At 59.4% G+C, this 12,732-nt stretch carries 21 protein-coding genes; 13 read left to right on the plus strand and 8 right to left on the minus strand.

Features of this window, described 5'->3' with window-relative positions; all coding sequences use genetic code 11:
- The first annotated feature begins 29 nt into the window (after nt 1-29).
- Nucleotides 30-794 carry a hypothetical protein gene (locus tag JKP78_RS23425; protein ID WP_234454691.1) on the plus strand — a complete coding sequence of 255 codons (765 nt, stop codon included), beginning with the start codon at nt 30-32 and terminating at the stop codon, nt 792-794.
- Between the two features lie 4 nt (nt 795-798).
- On the opposite strand, the gene JKP78_RS23430 is transcribed toward JKP78_RS23425, so the two are convergent.
- From JKP78_RS23430 to JKP78_RS23460, 7 genes are all read right to left on the minus strand, one after another.
- Entirely contained in the window at nt 799-1,425 is a 627-nt protein-coding gene (locus tag JKP78_RS23430; RefSeq protein WP_234454692.1) for a hypothetical protein, read from the minus strand.
- Between the two features lie 51 nt (nt 1,426-1,476).
- Nucleotides 1,477-2,292 carry a DUF2303 family protein gene (locus tag JKP78_RS23435; RefSeq protein WP_200627786.1) on the minus strand — a complete coding sequence of 272 codons (816 nt, stop codon included), beginning with the start codon at nt 2,290-2,292 and terminating at the stop codon, nt 1,477-1,479.
- A gap of 26 nt (nt 2,293-2,318) precedes the next feature.
- A complete protein-coding gene (locus tag JKP78_RS23440; protein ID WP_200627787.1) occupies nt 2,319-2,666 on the minus strand; it encodes a hypothetical protein in 348 nt (115 codons plus the stop codon).
- An 88-nt stretch (nt 2,667-2,754) separates the two neighbouring features.
- Nucleotides 2,755-3,210 (minus strand): hypothetical protein, encoded by a 456-nt coding sequence (locus JKP78_RS23445; RefSeq protein WP_200627788.1) that lies wholly within the window; start codon nt 3,208-3,210, stop codon nt 2,755-2,757.
- Nucleotides 3,207-3,476: a hypothetical protein gene (locus tag JKP78_RS23450; protein ID WP_200627789.1), complete on the minus strand. Its 270-nt coding sequence runs from the start codon at nt 3,474-3,476 to the stop codon at nt 3,207-3,209. The genes JKP78_RS23445 and JKP78_RS23450 overlap by 4 nt, the downstream gene beginning before the upstream one ends.
- A gap of 19 nt (nt 3,477-3,495) precedes the next feature.
- Nucleotides 3,496-3,879, minus strand: a complete 384-nt coding sequence (locus JKP78_RS23455) for a response regulator transcription factor (protein ID WP_186617585.1) — start codon at nt 3,877-3,879, stop codon at nt 3,496-3,498.
- Between the two features lie 125 nt (nt 3,880-4,004).
- Nucleotides 4,005-4,307: a hypothetical protein gene (locus JKP78_RS23460; RefSeq protein WP_135002537.1), complete on the minus strand. Its 303-nt coding sequence runs from the start codon at nt 4,305-4,307 to the stop codon at nt 4,005-4,007.
- 379 nt (nt 4,308-4,686) lie between these two features.
- On the opposite strand from JKP78_RS23460, the gene JKP78_RS23465 reads away from it, so the two are divergent.
- Nucleotides 4,687-5,004: a DUF1654 domain-containing protein gene (locus tag JKP78_RS23465; protein ID WP_200627790.1), complete on the plus strand. Its 318-nt coding sequence runs from the start codon at nt 4,687-4,689 to the stop codon at nt 5,002-5,004.
- Nucleotides 5,005-5,034: 30 nt separating this feature from the next.
- Here the strand turns inward: JKP78_RS23465 and JKP78_RS23470 are convergent, their stop codons facing one another.
- Nucleotides 5,035-5,916, minus strand: a complete 882-nt coding sequence (locus JKP78_RS23470; RefSeq protein WP_200627792.1) for a LexA family transcriptional regulator — start codon at nt 5,914-5,916, stop codon at nt 5,035-5,037.
- A gap of 105 nt (nt 5,917-6,021) precedes the next feature.
- On the opposite strand from JKP78_RS23470, the gene JKP78_RS23475 reads away from it, so the two are divergent.
- The 11 genes from JKP78_RS23475 (at nt 6,022) to JKP78_RS23520 (ending at nt 12,722) form a co-directional block, all read left to right on the plus strand.
- A complete protein-coding gene (locus tag JKP78_RS23475; RefSeq protein WP_200627793.1) occupies nt 6,022-6,216 on the plus strand; it encodes a Cro/CI family transcriptional regulator in 195 nt (64 codons plus the stop codon).
- 158 nt (nt 6,217-6,374) lie between these two features.
- Nucleotides 6,375-7,232 (plus strand): replication protein, encoded by an 858-nt coding sequence (locus JKP78_RS23480; protein WP_200627794.1) that lies wholly within the window; start codon nt 6,375-6,377, stop codon nt 7,230-7,232.
- On the plus strand, nt 7,222-8,034 hold the full coding sequence (locus JKP78_RS23485; protein WP_108479933.1) for an ATP-binding protein: 813 nt from the start codon (nt 7,222-7,224) through the stop codon (nt 8,032-8,034). Before JKP78_RS23480 ends, JKP78_RS23485 begins: the two co-directional genes overlap by 11 nt.
- Nucleotides 8,035-8,036: 2 nt before the next feature.
- The gene (locus JKP78_RS23490; RefSeq protein WP_200627795.1) at nt 8,037-8,333 is read left to right on the plus strand and encodes a DUF1364 domain-containing protein; all 297 of its coding nucleotides are present in this window, start codon (nt 8,037-8,039) and stop codon (nt 8,331-8,333) included.
- Nucleotides 8,330-9,655, plus strand: a complete 1,326-nt coding sequence (locus JKP78_RS23495) for a tyrosine-type recombinase/integrase (RefSeq protein ID WP_200627796.1) — start codon at nt 8,330-8,332, stop codon at nt 9,653-9,655. Before JKP78_RS23490 ends, JKP78_RS23495 begins: the two co-directional genes overlap by 4 nt.
- Complete coding sequence (locus JKP78_RS25190) at nt 9,627-9,947, plus strand: hypothetical protein (RefSeq protein ID WP_442794041.1); 321 nt, start codon at nt 9,627-9,629, stop codon at nt 9,945-9,947. Before JKP78_RS23495 ends, JKP78_RS25190 begins: the two co-directional genes overlap by 29 nt.
- 9 nt (nt 9,948-9,956) lie before the next feature.
- Complete coding sequence (locus JKP78_RS23500) at nt 9,957-10,298, plus strand: antiterminator Q family protein (RefSeq protein ID WP_054889787.1); 342 nt, start codon at nt 9,957-9,959, stop codon at nt 10,296-10,298.
- 58 nt (nt 10,299-10,356) lie between these two features.
- Nucleotides 10,357-10,845, plus strand: coding sequence for a hypothetical protein (locus tag JKP78_RS23505; protein ID WP_200627797.1), 489 nt, complete (start codon nt 10,357-10,359; stop codon nt 10,843-10,845).
- Between the two features lie 219 nt (nt 10,846-11,064).
- Nucleotides 11,065-11,388: a phage holin family protein gene (locus JKP78_RS23510; protein WP_200627798.1), complete on the plus strand. Its 324-nt coding sequence runs from the start codon at nt 11,065-11,067 to the stop codon at nt 11,386-11,388.
- Between the two features lie 221 nt (nt 11,389-11,609).
- Complete coding sequence (locus JKP78_RS23515; protein ID WP_200627799.1) at nt 11,610-11,978, plus strand: hypothetical protein; 369 nt, start codon at nt 11,610-11,612, stop codon at nt 11,976-11,978.
- Between the two features lie 12 nt (nt 11,979-11,990).
- Entirely contained in the window at nt 11,991-12,722 is a 732-nt protein-coding gene (locus tag JKP78_RS23520) for a hypothetical protein (RefSeq protein ID WP_200627800.1), read from the plus strand.
- The last annotated feature ends 10 nt before the right edge of the window (nt 12,723-12,732 follow it).

Raw genomic sequence — 12,732 nt, forward strand, 5'->3', positions numbered from 1 at the left:
ATACCTCGCGGGCTACATTAAGACTCCGCATGGACTGGATGGGTTTGAAAATGGGTGACAAAAATCGGTTTGGGCTAGACCGCTATGTACCACAGGATATACGTCGGGAAATACGGTCCCGCTGTGGGTTTGGATGTGTAATTTGCGGTCTGGCTTATTATGACTACGAGCATTTCGATCCAAATTTCGCGGACGCGAAAGAGCATAATCCGGCTGGTATGACTCTGCTTTGCATGCAGTGCAACCAAAAGCGAGCCCGAGGAACTCTTTCCGCCGACACAGTAGCAAGAGCTAATTCTTCTCCTAAGTGTAAGCAGCAGGGATATGCATCTGAAACTTTTGACTTCGGGCTTGAGCCGTTAACAGTAATTCTTGGGGGTCTTAACTTTATCGGGTGTGAGACCCTAGTAGAAGTATCAGGAAAGGAACTGTTAGCAATCCGCCCGCCTATCAATCAGGGCGAGCCGTTTCGCCTGTCTGGGCAATTCTCGAGCGAAAATGGGAAGATAACCCTAAAGATCGAAGATAATGAATTCAGCGTATACGAGGAAAATTGGGATGTTGAGGTGTCAGGGACCAGAATCACCTTCCGCCGTAGTCTAGGCGATATCGCACTTCGTATTCGATTGGTGCCACCTACATCTTTAGTGATAGAGAAAATGGATATGAGTCTGGCGGGCTTTCATGTCAAGGCTAGCGACACCGAACTCAAGACTTCCAGCGATGGCATTAACTGGAGCAACTTTACTGGCGTAAATGTTTCGAATAGTCGAATTGGGATCAGGTTTAGATAAGATCTCAAGACAGGCGCTGTTGGTAATTTCCTGCATAGTCGTGCCTGACGCTGTTGGTGAGGCACTTCTTTTCAAAGCGGAACTGCTTGAGTGCGGCCTTGTAGGTTGCCTTGGCTTCCTTCATGGTCGGAGCCCACTCGCCGACTACTTCGAGCGTTTCGTAGGGTGACCACCGGGCGAAGTCGTAGTGCCGGCGGTACTGCCGGTAAACGCTGCCGCGTGGGTAACGAACCATGCGGTACTCCCGCGCACCCCACTCGCCGCGCTGCTGGTACTGCGGCATGTTGATTCCGAGGAAGTGGGCGAACCCGTCGTAACACTCGCACTCGTCAAGGTAGGCATCGAACTTGGTGCGCTTTGCTGGCGGTGGGGGCGGTGGCAGCTTGTCCAGGGCGAACTGCTTGCCCTCATCAGTGGCGCGATACACCACCTCGTCCTGAGAGCAGAAGGCCGGTGGCCTGCCGCAGGTCATCAGGCCGGCGGCCACCAGCACGTCAAGGTTGTTCGAGTCGTCGTAGCCGGGACTGGTGAGGAAGTGGTTGCGAGTGATGCTGCGGCGGTCAGAGCGCTCAGCGCACAGACCCAAGGTGTGCCAGAGCAGGCCGAGCTGCTTCTCGGTGGCTTCGATCATGGCTTTCTCCATGCCAGGGTAACGGCCCCGGTGTCGGGGCCGCCCGACAAGTTACTTGGCGTCAAAGGTGCCCAAGGACAGCTTTGCGGCGCTGCCGACCTTGGTGTCGAGAACGGCCTTGAATTCCTGCGCGATGGCCTCGCGCTGGGCTTCCTCGCCGATCCAGCGCAGTTTCAGCACCGGTTGCGCACCGCCGGTGATGACAGAAACGCGCAGGCGGATCACCTGCTCGCCCAATCCCTCGAACGGTATGACTTTGAAGTCCAGCCAGGCTGGCAGGGTCTCTTTGCTGCTGGCCTCGATCTGGTCCATGGTGCTGCGGCTGGCGCGGGTCTCACCGACAGCATGGTCGCTCTCGGAAAATGCCTTCACAGTGATGGTGCGAACAGCGGCGATCGCTTTAGCGATGCTCATGGTCTGGCCATTCTCATCGGTGGCCGACAGGTGCTGGTTCCAGTCTTCGATCCAGTCGCTCATGGCCTTCTGCGCAAGGCTTTGGCCGCACACCGCCTGAACGGCGGCGAATGCAGCGGAAGCCTTGAGGCGCAGCACGGCACGGTCATCGGCATGGCCTGGCTCTTCGGCGGTACCGATGTTGAACAGCACGATGCAGCTCATGTTGTCCTGATCGATGAAGCCGCGCGCTGCTGGCGCCGACCGCTCGACAACGTAGGCGCTGTAGTCAGCCAACGAGTGGGTGGCGTAGGTGCCACGGAAGCGGTTGCGGCCGGCCTGGTAGCGTTCCAGGTCAACCACGTTGAAGTTCTGCGGGACAACGGCAACCTCGCCGAGGGCCGGCAGCGTGATGCGAGCTGCAGCGACGGCGTTTTCTTGGATCAGTTCGAGAGCTTCTTTGCTGAGGGACATGCGCTTTTCCTTGTAGGTGCAGTGAGTTACGAGCGTGGGTGTACAGGTGCTTCGTCACGGCTGAAGAGCTGGTCGTGTTTTTCGGGGAACAGGGAGAGCTTTCCGCCGGAACCAACGTGCATCGGGGTATCCAGGCTGGTGTTCTCGCTGCGGGTGCCGCGTTTGGTTGGGGCCTTGTACTCAAGCTTGTGCTTGATCTTCACCTGGCTGGATTCACCGACACGGCTGAAGTCCAGGGTGATGGTTACCTTGCCGGCTTTGCCGTGATCCACCACGCCGGCGGCGACTTCAGACAGGGCGTGTCCGACCTGGCTGGCGAAAGCGCCGCCGTTCAGCTCTTCGAGGAACTCGGCAGTATTGGTTGGGGTGGACATTGCTTCGACTCCTTGGGATGGATGCCGCTTGGCGGCAAAGTGATGTGCTGCTGGCGCCGGCCATGCCGGACGCGCGCGGTGATGCGTTTCATGCTGCTTTCTGATTCCAGGCGCCGACAGCGGCAAAGATCTTGGCGGCCTCTGCTTCGTCGAGCGTTGTGTCGGTGGGGATGGCGATCCAGCCGGCCGCCACCAGGTGATTAGGGTTGGCCGTGGCCCGCAGTTCGGTGTAGGTAGCCTCGATCACGTCGGTAAGGTGGTCGGCCCGGTAGTTGCCCTGCGGCGCGACCTCGATCGACTTGTGGTATCGCTCGCCCAGCTCCGTCCGGCACAGCACGCTCAGGTAGATCGTCCAGCGGTGCGGGATGTCGCACACGGCGTCAACCACCTGGCGCACGCAGATTTGCCTGAGGTTCTTCCAGTTGATCAACACCTGCTGGCCGCTCGGGTCGATGTTCACCACGGCCGCGTGGTTGGCTGATACCAGCGCCCTGCAGGTGCGCTCCAGGCGTGCCCGCATGTTGTGGGGCTTGCGCTTGCTCATTGCCGCGCGCCTGTCTTGCTCGCCGCCCCCGCCTCGCAGGCATCGACAAAGCGCATCGCCGCCTTGTAGCTGTAGGCGAAGCCCTGCTTGGCGCCGGTGGCGATCTCCACCACATCCCAGGTCTTTCCCTTGCCAGACGCCTGGTAACGCGGAGCTGACTGGCCAACCTTTGCGTGTGCTTCTGTCCTGGCTGACTTGCTGCGCTCGAGCAGGGCCGCGAGCACGGCAAGCTTCTGCTCGAAAGCAGGGTGCATTGCTGTCTGCATGGGATGATCCTCGGTAGGGTCAGGCGTGGTATTCGAAGGCTTCGGCCTTGCGAACGATTCGAACTTGGGCGGTGCGGCGCTCCGGCGCGCGACGATCGCGGCGCATGGGGTCGCTGTCGTCGATGACTGCGTGCATGGCGATGAGGCCGGCGAGGGCAATGCACAGCGGGCTGATGATTTGCTGCCGCATGGCCTTGGTGACCGCCTCAATGCGCCGGCCTGCCTCCAGCTTGAACAGCGCGGCCTCAATGCGGTTGGCCACAGTGCCAGGGCTTACCGCCATCTGGCGGGCGATTTCTTTGGTGGTGAGGCCTTGGGCCACCCACAACAGTGCTTCGAGCTCACGGGGAGCCAGCGCCTTGCCGAGCTGGCCAATCCATGAGCCGCAAGTGATCGTTTCCATGAAGAGTCCTCGGTGGGCTGCATTGGTCGTGACGCTCGCTGCCGCTACCTCCCGGACCAGGGGAGGGCGAACGCCACGACCGATGCAGCCTGGTGATGGGGAACCAGGTGATCGGGCAGTTAACGTCAGGCTGACGTAGCGCTGGTTGTCTCTTCTTCGTCTGTCGCGCACTTCTTGCCACAGAGCGGGCAGTAGTTCGCGACCACCGACACCGTTTTGTTCACGCGCTTCATGCCGCTGGTTTTCTTCGGCGCCATGTAATGGCCGGTCACTTCGACGCAGAATCGTCGCTCGGCCTTTCCTGTCTCGATGTTCAGTGAAAGGTTGTGACCTTCTGCGCGCATGTAGAAAGGCCCGGACCCTGGCGCCTCCTCAGCAAGCTGGTCCGTAACCAGCTTCACGGCATCGCTGATGCAGGTGCAGCTCATCGTGTTGCCCTCCAGGGCGGTTGATTTCCCGTCTGGCCCTGTCACCAAGGCCAGCCAGTGAAACCGAAATGATCCAGGCGCCCATCGCTCTCTGGGCTACGCGCTTCCCCGCATTGGCATGCGCGCCACTTGGTTACCTGAACCCAGCTCACTGCATGAGGCAGCTGCTGCCCTCATGTGCCGCTGAGGGTGACGGGTGTCGAGTTGTGTAAAGAGCGGCGGCCGGTGAGGGCCTCTGCAGTCCCCCGTGAGTGACTGCGATGGATGTAGTTAACCATCGGTATAGATTTTTCGTCAATACCGATGGTTAATTTATTTTGTATGGCCGTACGCTATGATTCGCATTACTGGATGTATATACAGTTAAAAAGGAGGTGTCATGGCCAAGCAGAACAAAACGGCGCCAACGCAGCAGCGCCAGGGAATGACCGCTCTAGAGCGGCTGGGCCTGAGGGTATCGAACATGATTAACCACCCGAAAGCGAAGGAGCAGCGCTGGGTGGCCATTCATCGCTTGGACACGGATGGTGACGCGGAGTGGGACGAGATTATGCGCATCCTGGGCGAGACGGATGGTCTGGAAGTCACCGAACTGGAAGAGGGTGGGGTGAAAATCGAGTGGGAAATGCAGAGCGATGAGGACCGCGAGGCTCCTATTGAGGAGCTCGAGGCCCTAGAGGTAGAAGCACCATTCTGAAAAGAAAGAGCCCGCTCTTGGCGGGCTCATTCAGGCTTTCTTGGCATTCCAGATCAACAGGACCTTCGCGTGGATTGTGACGTCCTCGATCCTGGCCTGCTGGTCCTTGTGCTTCGGGTTGTCCGAGATCAGCCAGAAGTGGTCCTCGTCGAAGAACTGCAGGCGCTTGATGTAGAGGTGGCCGTGCCAGGTCAGCACGTAGATGCCATCGCCCACGAACTCATTGACCCCGCGGTCAACGATCAGTGGGTCTTTGTCGTTGATCGTACCTTCCATGCTCTGGCCCCAGCCGAAAATCATGGCCAGCGCGGATTGGGAGGTGTAGGTGACGCCTTTCTCGTGCAGCACCGACTCTTTGACGATCACATTCCGCATGACCTCGGTGTAGTCGGGCGGGACCTGGCCGTGGCCCATTGAGGCCCGAATGTCGTACTGTGGGATGAAGATCTCGTCCTTCTTCACTTTCAAACCTGAGAAATCCGCAGATACGACATTGCTTGGGCGTTCTTCGACCAGGGAGTCTGCAACTGCGGCCGCGATCTTCTGCTGGGCGTCCTCGTCCAGCGTCCTGCCCGCGTGCTTTTTCAGCATCGCCATTACCTTTTCTGCTGCGCCTTTCTTGTGCTCCTGATCACCGGTCGGAAGCGAGCGCAGAGATCGAATCTCGTCCGCCAGCCGCGGGCTGAACTGTTCGACAGGAACCTCCAAAAGTCTGGCCAGCACCGCCGCGAACTTCGCATTCAGTGGGTTGAGACCCTTGAAATAGAGATTTACCGCAGCTGGTGTGATGCCGGCCTCGTCCGCGATTTTCTTCTGACTGAGCTTCAGCTCGTTCTTGCGAGCGAGGAAAAGCGCGTGTGCCGCTTCGCATTCAGCCAGGCGGTCGGGAGGGAGGATTCGTTTCTTGGTCATGGCGCGAACATATACCAATGGTTAAAGAAAGGGGAGAAACCATCGGTATGGACAGATAATCAACCGATGGTTAATATCCGGGGTATGAACAACCGAGGCCTGATCATGAGCGAGACCCCCCTCGACAAATTCGTTGCTGAAAAAGGGCAGTCCGAAGCGGCCAGGCTTCTGCGCGTCACGGCTCCTGCCATTCACAAAGCGCTTCTCGCAAAGCGAGATATCAGCGTCTTCGAACTTCCAGATGGTGGTTATTCAGCTGTCGAGCGGAGGCCTTTTCCATCCCAGCGATCTGCTGCCTGACGAAGAAGTTCGCCATCTGATGGTGGTGATTATGTGAGATCTGGCATTGCGCCAGTAGATGGCTGAAACACCTGCGAATCCATCCAGTATTGGAATCGCAGACGAAAAAAAACCGCCTGGCAGGGCGGCTTTCTCTACAACTTGACACGAGTTGAAGCATGACAAACATCGTCCCACTTGACAAGTCCAGGGGGTTTACCCGGATGGACAACCAGCTCATGGATGGCCTGCTGGCTATCGATCTCCCGGCCCGGGAGATGAAGATTGTGCTGTACGTGGCCAAGGCCACCATCAACTACGGTGCGGGCGCTCAACGCATCCCGGCGACCGACATCGCGAAAGCCATTCACGCCCACCCTGATACTGTATCCAAGGCGGTTTCGAGCCTGCTGCGTCGTCGGGTTCTGTTCCGCGAGGGCGGCGCACGGGGTGACATCGGCGTGAATGACCCGAAAGACTGGGTCTACGTCATTGAGCCGAAACAGACCAAAACAGCCGATTCGGCTGAAGTGGTCCGAATCGGCGATGAGTCGAAACAGACCAAAACCACCGACTCCCTTCTTTATTCTAAGAATCTAACCCCCTATGTATTTCTTCCTTCGGAAGAAAATACATGCCCCCCCAGCGATGAGCAGCCGGCTCCGGCCAAAGCTGATCGCAAAGCACCGTTCGGGAAGGCCGCCATGCTGGCTGACAACCCTCACGGCCTGGATGAATCGCTGATCGCTGACTACCTGACTGTCCGCAAGGCTGCCAAGGCCCCAGTGACCGCCCGGATTTGGGCGGGGCTGAACGTCAAACTGGAGCAGTGCAAGGCCTTCGGCATCCAGCCAGCCCAAGCCCTGGAAGTCGCCGTCGAGAACGGATGGCGCGGCTTCGAGGTGGATTGGGTAACCAAGCGCATCAGCACGCAGTTGCCTGCCCAGGCCAAACCGCACAGCCGTCACCACGGCTTCGACGACCGCGACTACACCGCCGGCCTGGCCGCTCGAGAGGACGGCACCTATGCGATCTGAATCGGTGATCACCATGTCCGAGGTGCGAAACGCCGCGGGTTTCCGCGTCCAGCCCGCGCACTGCGAGCATCACGGCGACTTCGAGCAGCGTGTGACCATGCTGATGGGCCGCGAAATCGTTGGGCGCTGCCCTGTGTGCGAGAAAGCGGCCGTTGCCGAGCGCGAAGCCAAGCAGCTGGCGGAGGACACCCGCCTGAAGCGTGAGGCCATGACCCGCAAGCTGGGTTCGGCGCTGATCCCCAAACGCTTTGCCGACCGCACGCTGGCGAACTACCGCGTTGAGCACGAAGGGCAGCGCAAGGCCTTGGCCTACTGCACTCGCTACGTGGCGGCGTTCGAGGAAATAGAGCGCACCGGCCGCTGCCTGATGCTGCTTGGCAAGGTCGGTACCGGCAAGACGCACCTGGGCGCCGGGATGGCCAACGAGCTGATGCGCAACACCTCGGCAACGGCCGTGTACCGGACGGTGGGCGCCGTCCTGCAATCCATACGAGCCACGTACGACCGCCACAGCGAACAGTCCGAAGCCGACATCCTGTCCAGCCTGATCGAACCTTCGCTGCTGGTGCTGGACGAGGTCGGGGTCAGCAAGGAGCAGCCGAGCGAATTCGAGCTGACCACCCTGTTTTCGATCATCAACGGGCGCTACGAGCAGATGCGCCCCACGGTAGTGATTTCCAACTTGGAGCCAGCCCAGCTGCGCCACGCCATGGGCGAGCGGTGTTATGACCGCCTGCGTGAGGGCGGTGGGGTGGTGGTGCCCTTCGAGTGGGAATCGCACCGTGGCAAGGAGGAGTTCTGACCATGCGGCAAACCAAGCTGACCAAGGCCGCGCGCGGCAGGGAGTGCCAGGTGCGCATCCCGGGCGTGTGCAACGGTAACCCCGAGACCACCGTTCTGGCACACTACCGGCTGGCCGGCACCTGCGGCGTCGGCAAGAAACCACACGACCTGCAGGGCGCGTGGTGCTGCAGCGCTTGCCATGACGCCTGTGACGGACGCAGCAAGGCCGCGGACCGGGATACCGCCCGCCAGTACCACGCCGAGGGGGTCATGCGCACCCAGGCCCTGCTGCTGCGTGAGGGGCTGGTTTCGGCATGAGTGCAACTGTGGCGGTGAAGCTGTCCGATGCCGAAATCCGACGGCAGTCCTCTGTGCTCGGAGTGCGCGACCTACGAGACCCGCGCCACCCGGGCTTGAGGTTTCGATTTGACCAGAGCCGACAGGCTGGAACGTGGTTCCTGGTTGTTCGCCGCAAGTGGAATCGACTCGCACGCTTCCCTGAGTATGGTCCTGCGGCCATCCTCGCCGAGTTGCCTGGCCTGCGGCAGCGCTTGCTTGGCCGCCCGGATGAGATGGTTGCATTGGCTGGCCTGGTGACGTTCAGCGACCTGCTGGCCTGGTTCAAGGACCGAGTTGCAAGTGACGCCTCGCTGTCCAATTCGTGGAAGAGCACTGTTCGCACGGTGGTCGATAAGCACTTGCAGCCCCGCCTTGGCGAGTTGCCGATACTCGCCCTGACCCCAGCAGTGCTGGATAAGTCGCTGATGTGGCCGCTCCAGGCTGAATGCTCCACGTCCTACGTTCGGCAGATTTTCAGGGTGTTGAGCCTGGCTGTGAGCACAGCGCGGGCGCTTGGGCTGATCCCCAGCAATCCCATGGCTGAGATGAAATTCACGAACTTCATCAAGACCAAGATTTCACCAAAGGACGGCCGACTCCGTGCCGACCACCTACGAGAGGTTATGCCTGCGCTGGGGGCGCTATTCGGCTCCTCGCCCGTCGACGCCATGCTGGCACTGCTGATGATCTGTCACGGCACCCGGGTGGGCGAGAGCCGACAAGCAGAATGGGCTGACTTCGCCCTAGGGCACGCTGAGTGGTTCATTCCAGCCAAACGCACCAAGACGCGCACCGAGCACCGATTGCCGCTGACTCCGCAAGTGTGTGCCCTATTGCGCCGGTACCGTGCCATCCAACTCGAAAGCGGGTATGCCGGTAAGTACCTGTTCCCAGGCCGCAAAGGGCAGCCTATGAGTGCCAGCAAGGCCTCGTCGGTATTCCGTCGCTTGGCCAGTCGCGAATGGTCAAGCCACGACCTGCGGAAGGTGGCGCGCACCGCTTGGCTCGACATGGGAGTGGACGGGTTTATTGGCGAAATGCTGCTCAACCACTCGCTCGGGAAAGTTGCTGATACCTACATCAAATCCAAGGGCAACAGCTTGCGCCGCGAAGCACTGGAGCAGTGGCATGAGTGGTTAGACGGGATCGGGTTTGCGGCGATTCACGGGTTGACGGGCGTGCAATCCGCAATTCCTCACCAAGGGCCGCAAGCTAAGCCACGCAAGGGGCGCAGCCCAATCAACGAATTAGTTACAGGGGAGAATGCAGAACGTGAAAAAGGGCCTTCAGGATGGCTTTAAGAGGCCACGTCTCGACCTGGTCCAATGTCAGATTTGCAAGGGCAGGGCGGTTGTATCGGGCGTGTTCTATGAGCTGGTTTGTGTGGATTGCAACGGTTCAGGTTGGGTTGTTGAGGGTTCTAGGTTGGTGCTTCCAGCTGAGGAGCTGGTGACGCAGCTGAGTTTCAAATTGCAGGCGGCGGAAAGAGAGATACGACAGCTGAAAAGCCATAGCGGGACGGTTGGGCCAGAGCGGTACTACAACGAACCCAACCGACGAGGTGCGGGTGGGTCAAATTTCACTGGGGATTGAGGGGATCGCATGAGCCATTTGGAGAGAACTGCAGAGGACCTGCTTGAACACTGGGGCCGCTGGGTTGTGCTGGGGTCAGGCGTCTCTTGTTGCGCGTCGAGAGAAAATACCCTCTTGGAGCCAATGATTACTGACGATGATGCACTGATGATTGATCGGCTTGTAGGGCGACTTCTTAAGCGGTATCCGGAGTGCGGAAACGTGATCATGAAGTACTACACCTCCCGCGACACATCGCTGTCCGATGTGGGAAAGAAGCTTGGCTTCAAGGTTGAGAAAACCAGGCAGCTATGGAAAGCAGGGGTAGCCTGGATTGATGGTGCCCTTGAGAGCCGTCGTGAAGCTGCTTGATCTGCAATGCCTAAATGCGAGTGATATCATAGAGGCATCACTCGCATAGGATGAACTGATGAAACGGATGTTTGGAGTAGCCTTCTGCCTTGGCTTGGCTCTGGTTGCGAATGCCGGGGAAAAGCTACAAGTTATAGATTTGGGGTCGGACGCACCTGTAAGTGCTGAAGCAGCAGAGCGGGGCCGCAAGTACATAGAGGCCCAAGAAGCCGCCGCTAAGATTACCCCTGATGAGGCAATGCAGTTCATGCAGCGCCTGAGTGCCACAGTAGACCAGGGACATGCGCAGGCGAAAACTGGGGCAATGGATGGTACGGCGATTCGTAATCAGGCAATCGCACTGAACAAGCTTCAGGACGAGGGGGCACGCTTCCGTGTGATATTCGCGCCATTCAAGAGCTGTGGTGACGCTTCGTCAGACGCTGCACTTTCGTGGCAAGGTCTGACCGCAAGCAATAGTGCTCAGTTTGTTGAGTACCACCAGAAGTACATCGCCGCCGCAACCGAGTGCATCCAGGCGGCTCAACTTGCAGCGAGCAAGGGCTAGGCTAGCCTTAATCAATCGAGTGTTGACAAGACCGGTCCTGATATATAGATTTCACGTTACTTTGCGGTTTTTCCGCGTGCAAAGCCCGTCTCTCTAGGCGGGCTTTTTGCTTTCTTGAGCCCAGCCATCGTGCTGGGCTTTTTCGTTTTCGGCCCATGCCTGCTCCTAGCTCCCAGCGGATGCCAGCGACTTAGGGCCGTCTCCAACTGAGGAATGCAGATGAACAACGAGCATCAGGCGCTCGCTGATGTGCCCCTTTGGCTTTTGGTTCTGTTGAGCATGGCCGGCCTCTCGGGAGAGATGCTTAGAGCCTCGGGGGCAGACCTAAGCTTGCGTCAGATTCTGCAGCGCGTGGCCTTGCGCTTCCTCGCATCTGGCTTGCTTGGCATGGCAACTCTACTGCTGGCTTTGGCCCTGTGGAGCAACCTTTATCTGGCTGCAGGGCTCGGCATCGTCATTGCCGTTATCGGCGCGGATGTCGCAGGCGGCCTGTATACCCAGTTCCTTGCCAAGCGGGCAGGGCTTCCTTCGAGCGATCAATAAGGCAGGGCAATGACAGTATCGAACGGGCCTCGGATGCTTAGCCATCTGAGCGGGGAGGTGATGCACAACATTTGCCGCTTGAAGGCTGATGCCGAGCGTCTGGGCAAAGCAATGGGCCGAGTGGCTGATATCGATCAACACGCAGTCGAGCGGGGAATGATCGCTCTGCGTCGAGCAACCGCACAACTGGAAGACGCTGTTACGCGTAACGAGGGCGCGAAATGACCCAGCAATTTATCGTTTCGGTTCCTGGCCGCGCGCAGCCGCTGTGCATCGAGGCGGATTCGTATAAGTACGGCGGTTTTGAGGGGGACGGCGTTACGCCCTTCAAGGGCGAGAGCCAGGTGGCTATCGTCCCAGCGGTCGATCTGGTCGCGACGGCTGATTGCTTACCTGTTTTTCCGGCGTTGCCGCAATTCATGCCGCCGATGATCTGCACGGATGATGAAATTGACGAACTGGTGGAGCTGGAGTTGCGCCGCACTCGCCGTGTGCGTTTGGAGTGGCTGCGCCGCTGCTTCCAGGTGGTGGGATTGGCGGTAGCTGCCGGCATTCTGTATCTGTCGGCTTATGTGGCGTTCTTCCGCTAGCGAGGGGGTCGCATGCTGGACCTGAAACTGGATATCGACAGCGTGCCCTTGGCCCGCGAGATCTCGGGCATTCAGCGAAAGCAAATCCCCTTTGCCCTGATGCTTGCGCAAACGCGATTGGCCACCAAGCGCATCAAGCCGGGCATTGCCGAGGTGATGGGCAAGCGCCTGGATCGGCCAACGCCGACCACCATGCGCAGTCTGTTTGCCCAGGCGGCGACCAAGAGTCGCGGCGCGAAAGTCTGGTTCAAGGACCAGTGGACCACGGGCATACCTGCCGACACCTACCTGCAGCAGGCGGTGCAAGGCGGGGCGCGGCCGCACAAGCGCTTCGAGAAGTCACTGATTGCCCATGGCTTGATGAAGGCTGGGCAGTTCGCGGTGCCCAATGCCGACCTGTTGAACCAGTACGGCAACGTCTCGCGCGGTGTGATGACTCGTATCCTGTCGGGCCTTGGCGCTGCCGAGAGTAGGCGCGGCCATAAGGCCAACGCTACCGGCAGCAAGCGCAGTAAGCGCAAGGGCAACGCTGAGCGCTATTTCGTCGGCACAGTGGGCGATGACACCGGTGTATGGGAGCGCAAGGCGCGTAAGCAGGTTGCGCCGGTGTTCCTCTACACCGACGGCGCACCGCAGTACCGCGTCATTTTCCCGTTCTTCAAGATCGGCGAGAACATCGCCAAGGCGCACGGCCAGGCCGAGCTGGCCAACGCCTTACGCGAGGCGATCCTGACCGCGAAGTGAGGTCGCGCGA

It is taken from the genome of Pseudomonas sp. LAM2023 (assembly GCF_016620375.1).
Lineage (GTDB): Bacteria > Pseudomonadota > Gammaproteobacteria > Pseudomonadales > Pseudomonadaceae > Aquipseudomonas > Aquipseudomonas anuradhapurensis.

Bases quoted from the DNA above. Each gene is read 5' to 3' on its own strand.
- JKP78_RS23425 (WP_234454691.1), top strand. From the start codon at position 30: ATGGACTGGATGGGTTTGAAAATGGGTGACAAAAATCGGTTTGGGCTA.
- JKP78_RS23430 (WP_234454692.1), bottom strand. From the start codon at position 1,425: ATGATCGAAGCCACCGAGAAGCAGCTCGGCCTGCTCTGGCACACCTTG.
- JKP78_RS23435 (WP_200627786.1), bottom strand. From the start codon at position 2,292: ATGTCCCTCAGCAAAGAAGCTCTCGAACTGATCCAAGAAAACGCCGTC.
- JKP78_RS23440 (WP_200627787.1), bottom strand. From the start codon at position 2,666: ATGTCCACCCCAACCAATACTGCCGAGTTCCTCGAAGAGCTGAACGGC.
- JKP78_RS23445 (WP_200627788.1), bottom strand. From the start codon at position 3,210: ATGAGCAAGCGCAAGCCCCACAACATGCGGGCACGCCTGGAGCGCACC.
- JKP78_RS23450 (WP_200627789.1), bottom strand. From the start codon at position 3,476: ATGCAGACAGCAATGCACCCTGCTTTCGAGCAGAAGCTTGCCGTGCTC.
- JKP78_RS23455 (WP_186617585.1), bottom strand. From the start codon at position 3,879: ATGGAAACGATCACTTGCGGCTCATGGATTGGCCAGCTCGGCAAGGCG.
- JKP78_RS23460 (WP_135002537.1), bottom strand. From the start codon at position 4,307: ATGAGCTGCACCTGCATCAGCGATGCCGTGAAGCTGGTTACGGACCAG.
- JKP78_RS23465 (WP_200627790.1), top strand. From the start codon at position 4,687: ATGGCCAAGCAGAACAAAACGGCGCCAACGCAGCAGCGCCAGGGAATG.
- JKP78_RS23470 (WP_200627792.1), bottom strand. From the start codon at position 5,916: ATGACCAAGAAACGAATCCTCCCTCCCGACCGCCTGGCTGAATGCGAA.
- JKP78_RS23475 (WP_200627793.1), top strand. From the start codon at position 6,022: ATGAGCGAGACCCCCCTCGACAAATTCGTTGCTGAAAAAGGGCAGTCC.
- JKP78_RS23480 (WP_200627794.1), top strand. From the start codon at position 6,375: ATGACAAACATCGTCCCACTTGACAAGTCCAGGGGGTTTACCCGGATG.
- JKP78_RS23485 (WP_108479933.1), top strand. From the start codon at position 7,222: ATGCGATCTGAATCGGTGATCACCATGTCCGAGGTGCGAAACGCCGCG.
- JKP78_RS23490 (WP_200627795.1), top strand. From the start codon at position 8,037: ATGCGGCAAACCAAGCTGACCAAGGCCGCGCGCGGCAGGGAGTGCCAG.
- JKP78_RS23495 (WP_200627796.1), top strand. From the start codon at position 8,330: ATGAGTGCAACTGTGGCGGTGAAGCTGTCCGATGCCGAAATCCGACGG.
- JKP78_RS23500 (WP_054889787.1), top strand. From the start codon at position 9,957: ATGAGCCATTTGGAGAGAACTGCAGAGGACCTGCTTGAACACTGGGGC.
- JKP78_RS23505 (WP_200627797.1), top strand. From the start codon at position 10,357: ATGAAACGGATGTTTGGAGTAGCCTTCTGCCTTGGCTTGGCTCTGGTT.
- JKP78_RS23510 (WP_200627798.1), top strand. From the start codon at position 11,065: ATGAACAACGAGCATCAGGCGCTCGCTGATGTGCCCCTTTGGCTTTTG.
- JKP78_RS23515 (WP_200627799.1), top strand. From the start codon at position 11,610: ATGACCCAGCAATTTATCGTTTCGGTTCCTGGCCGCGCGCAGCCGCTG.
- JKP78_RS23520 (WP_200627800.1), top strand. From the start codon at position 11,991: ATGCTGGACCTGAAACTGGATATCGACAGCGTGCCCTTGGCCCGCGAG.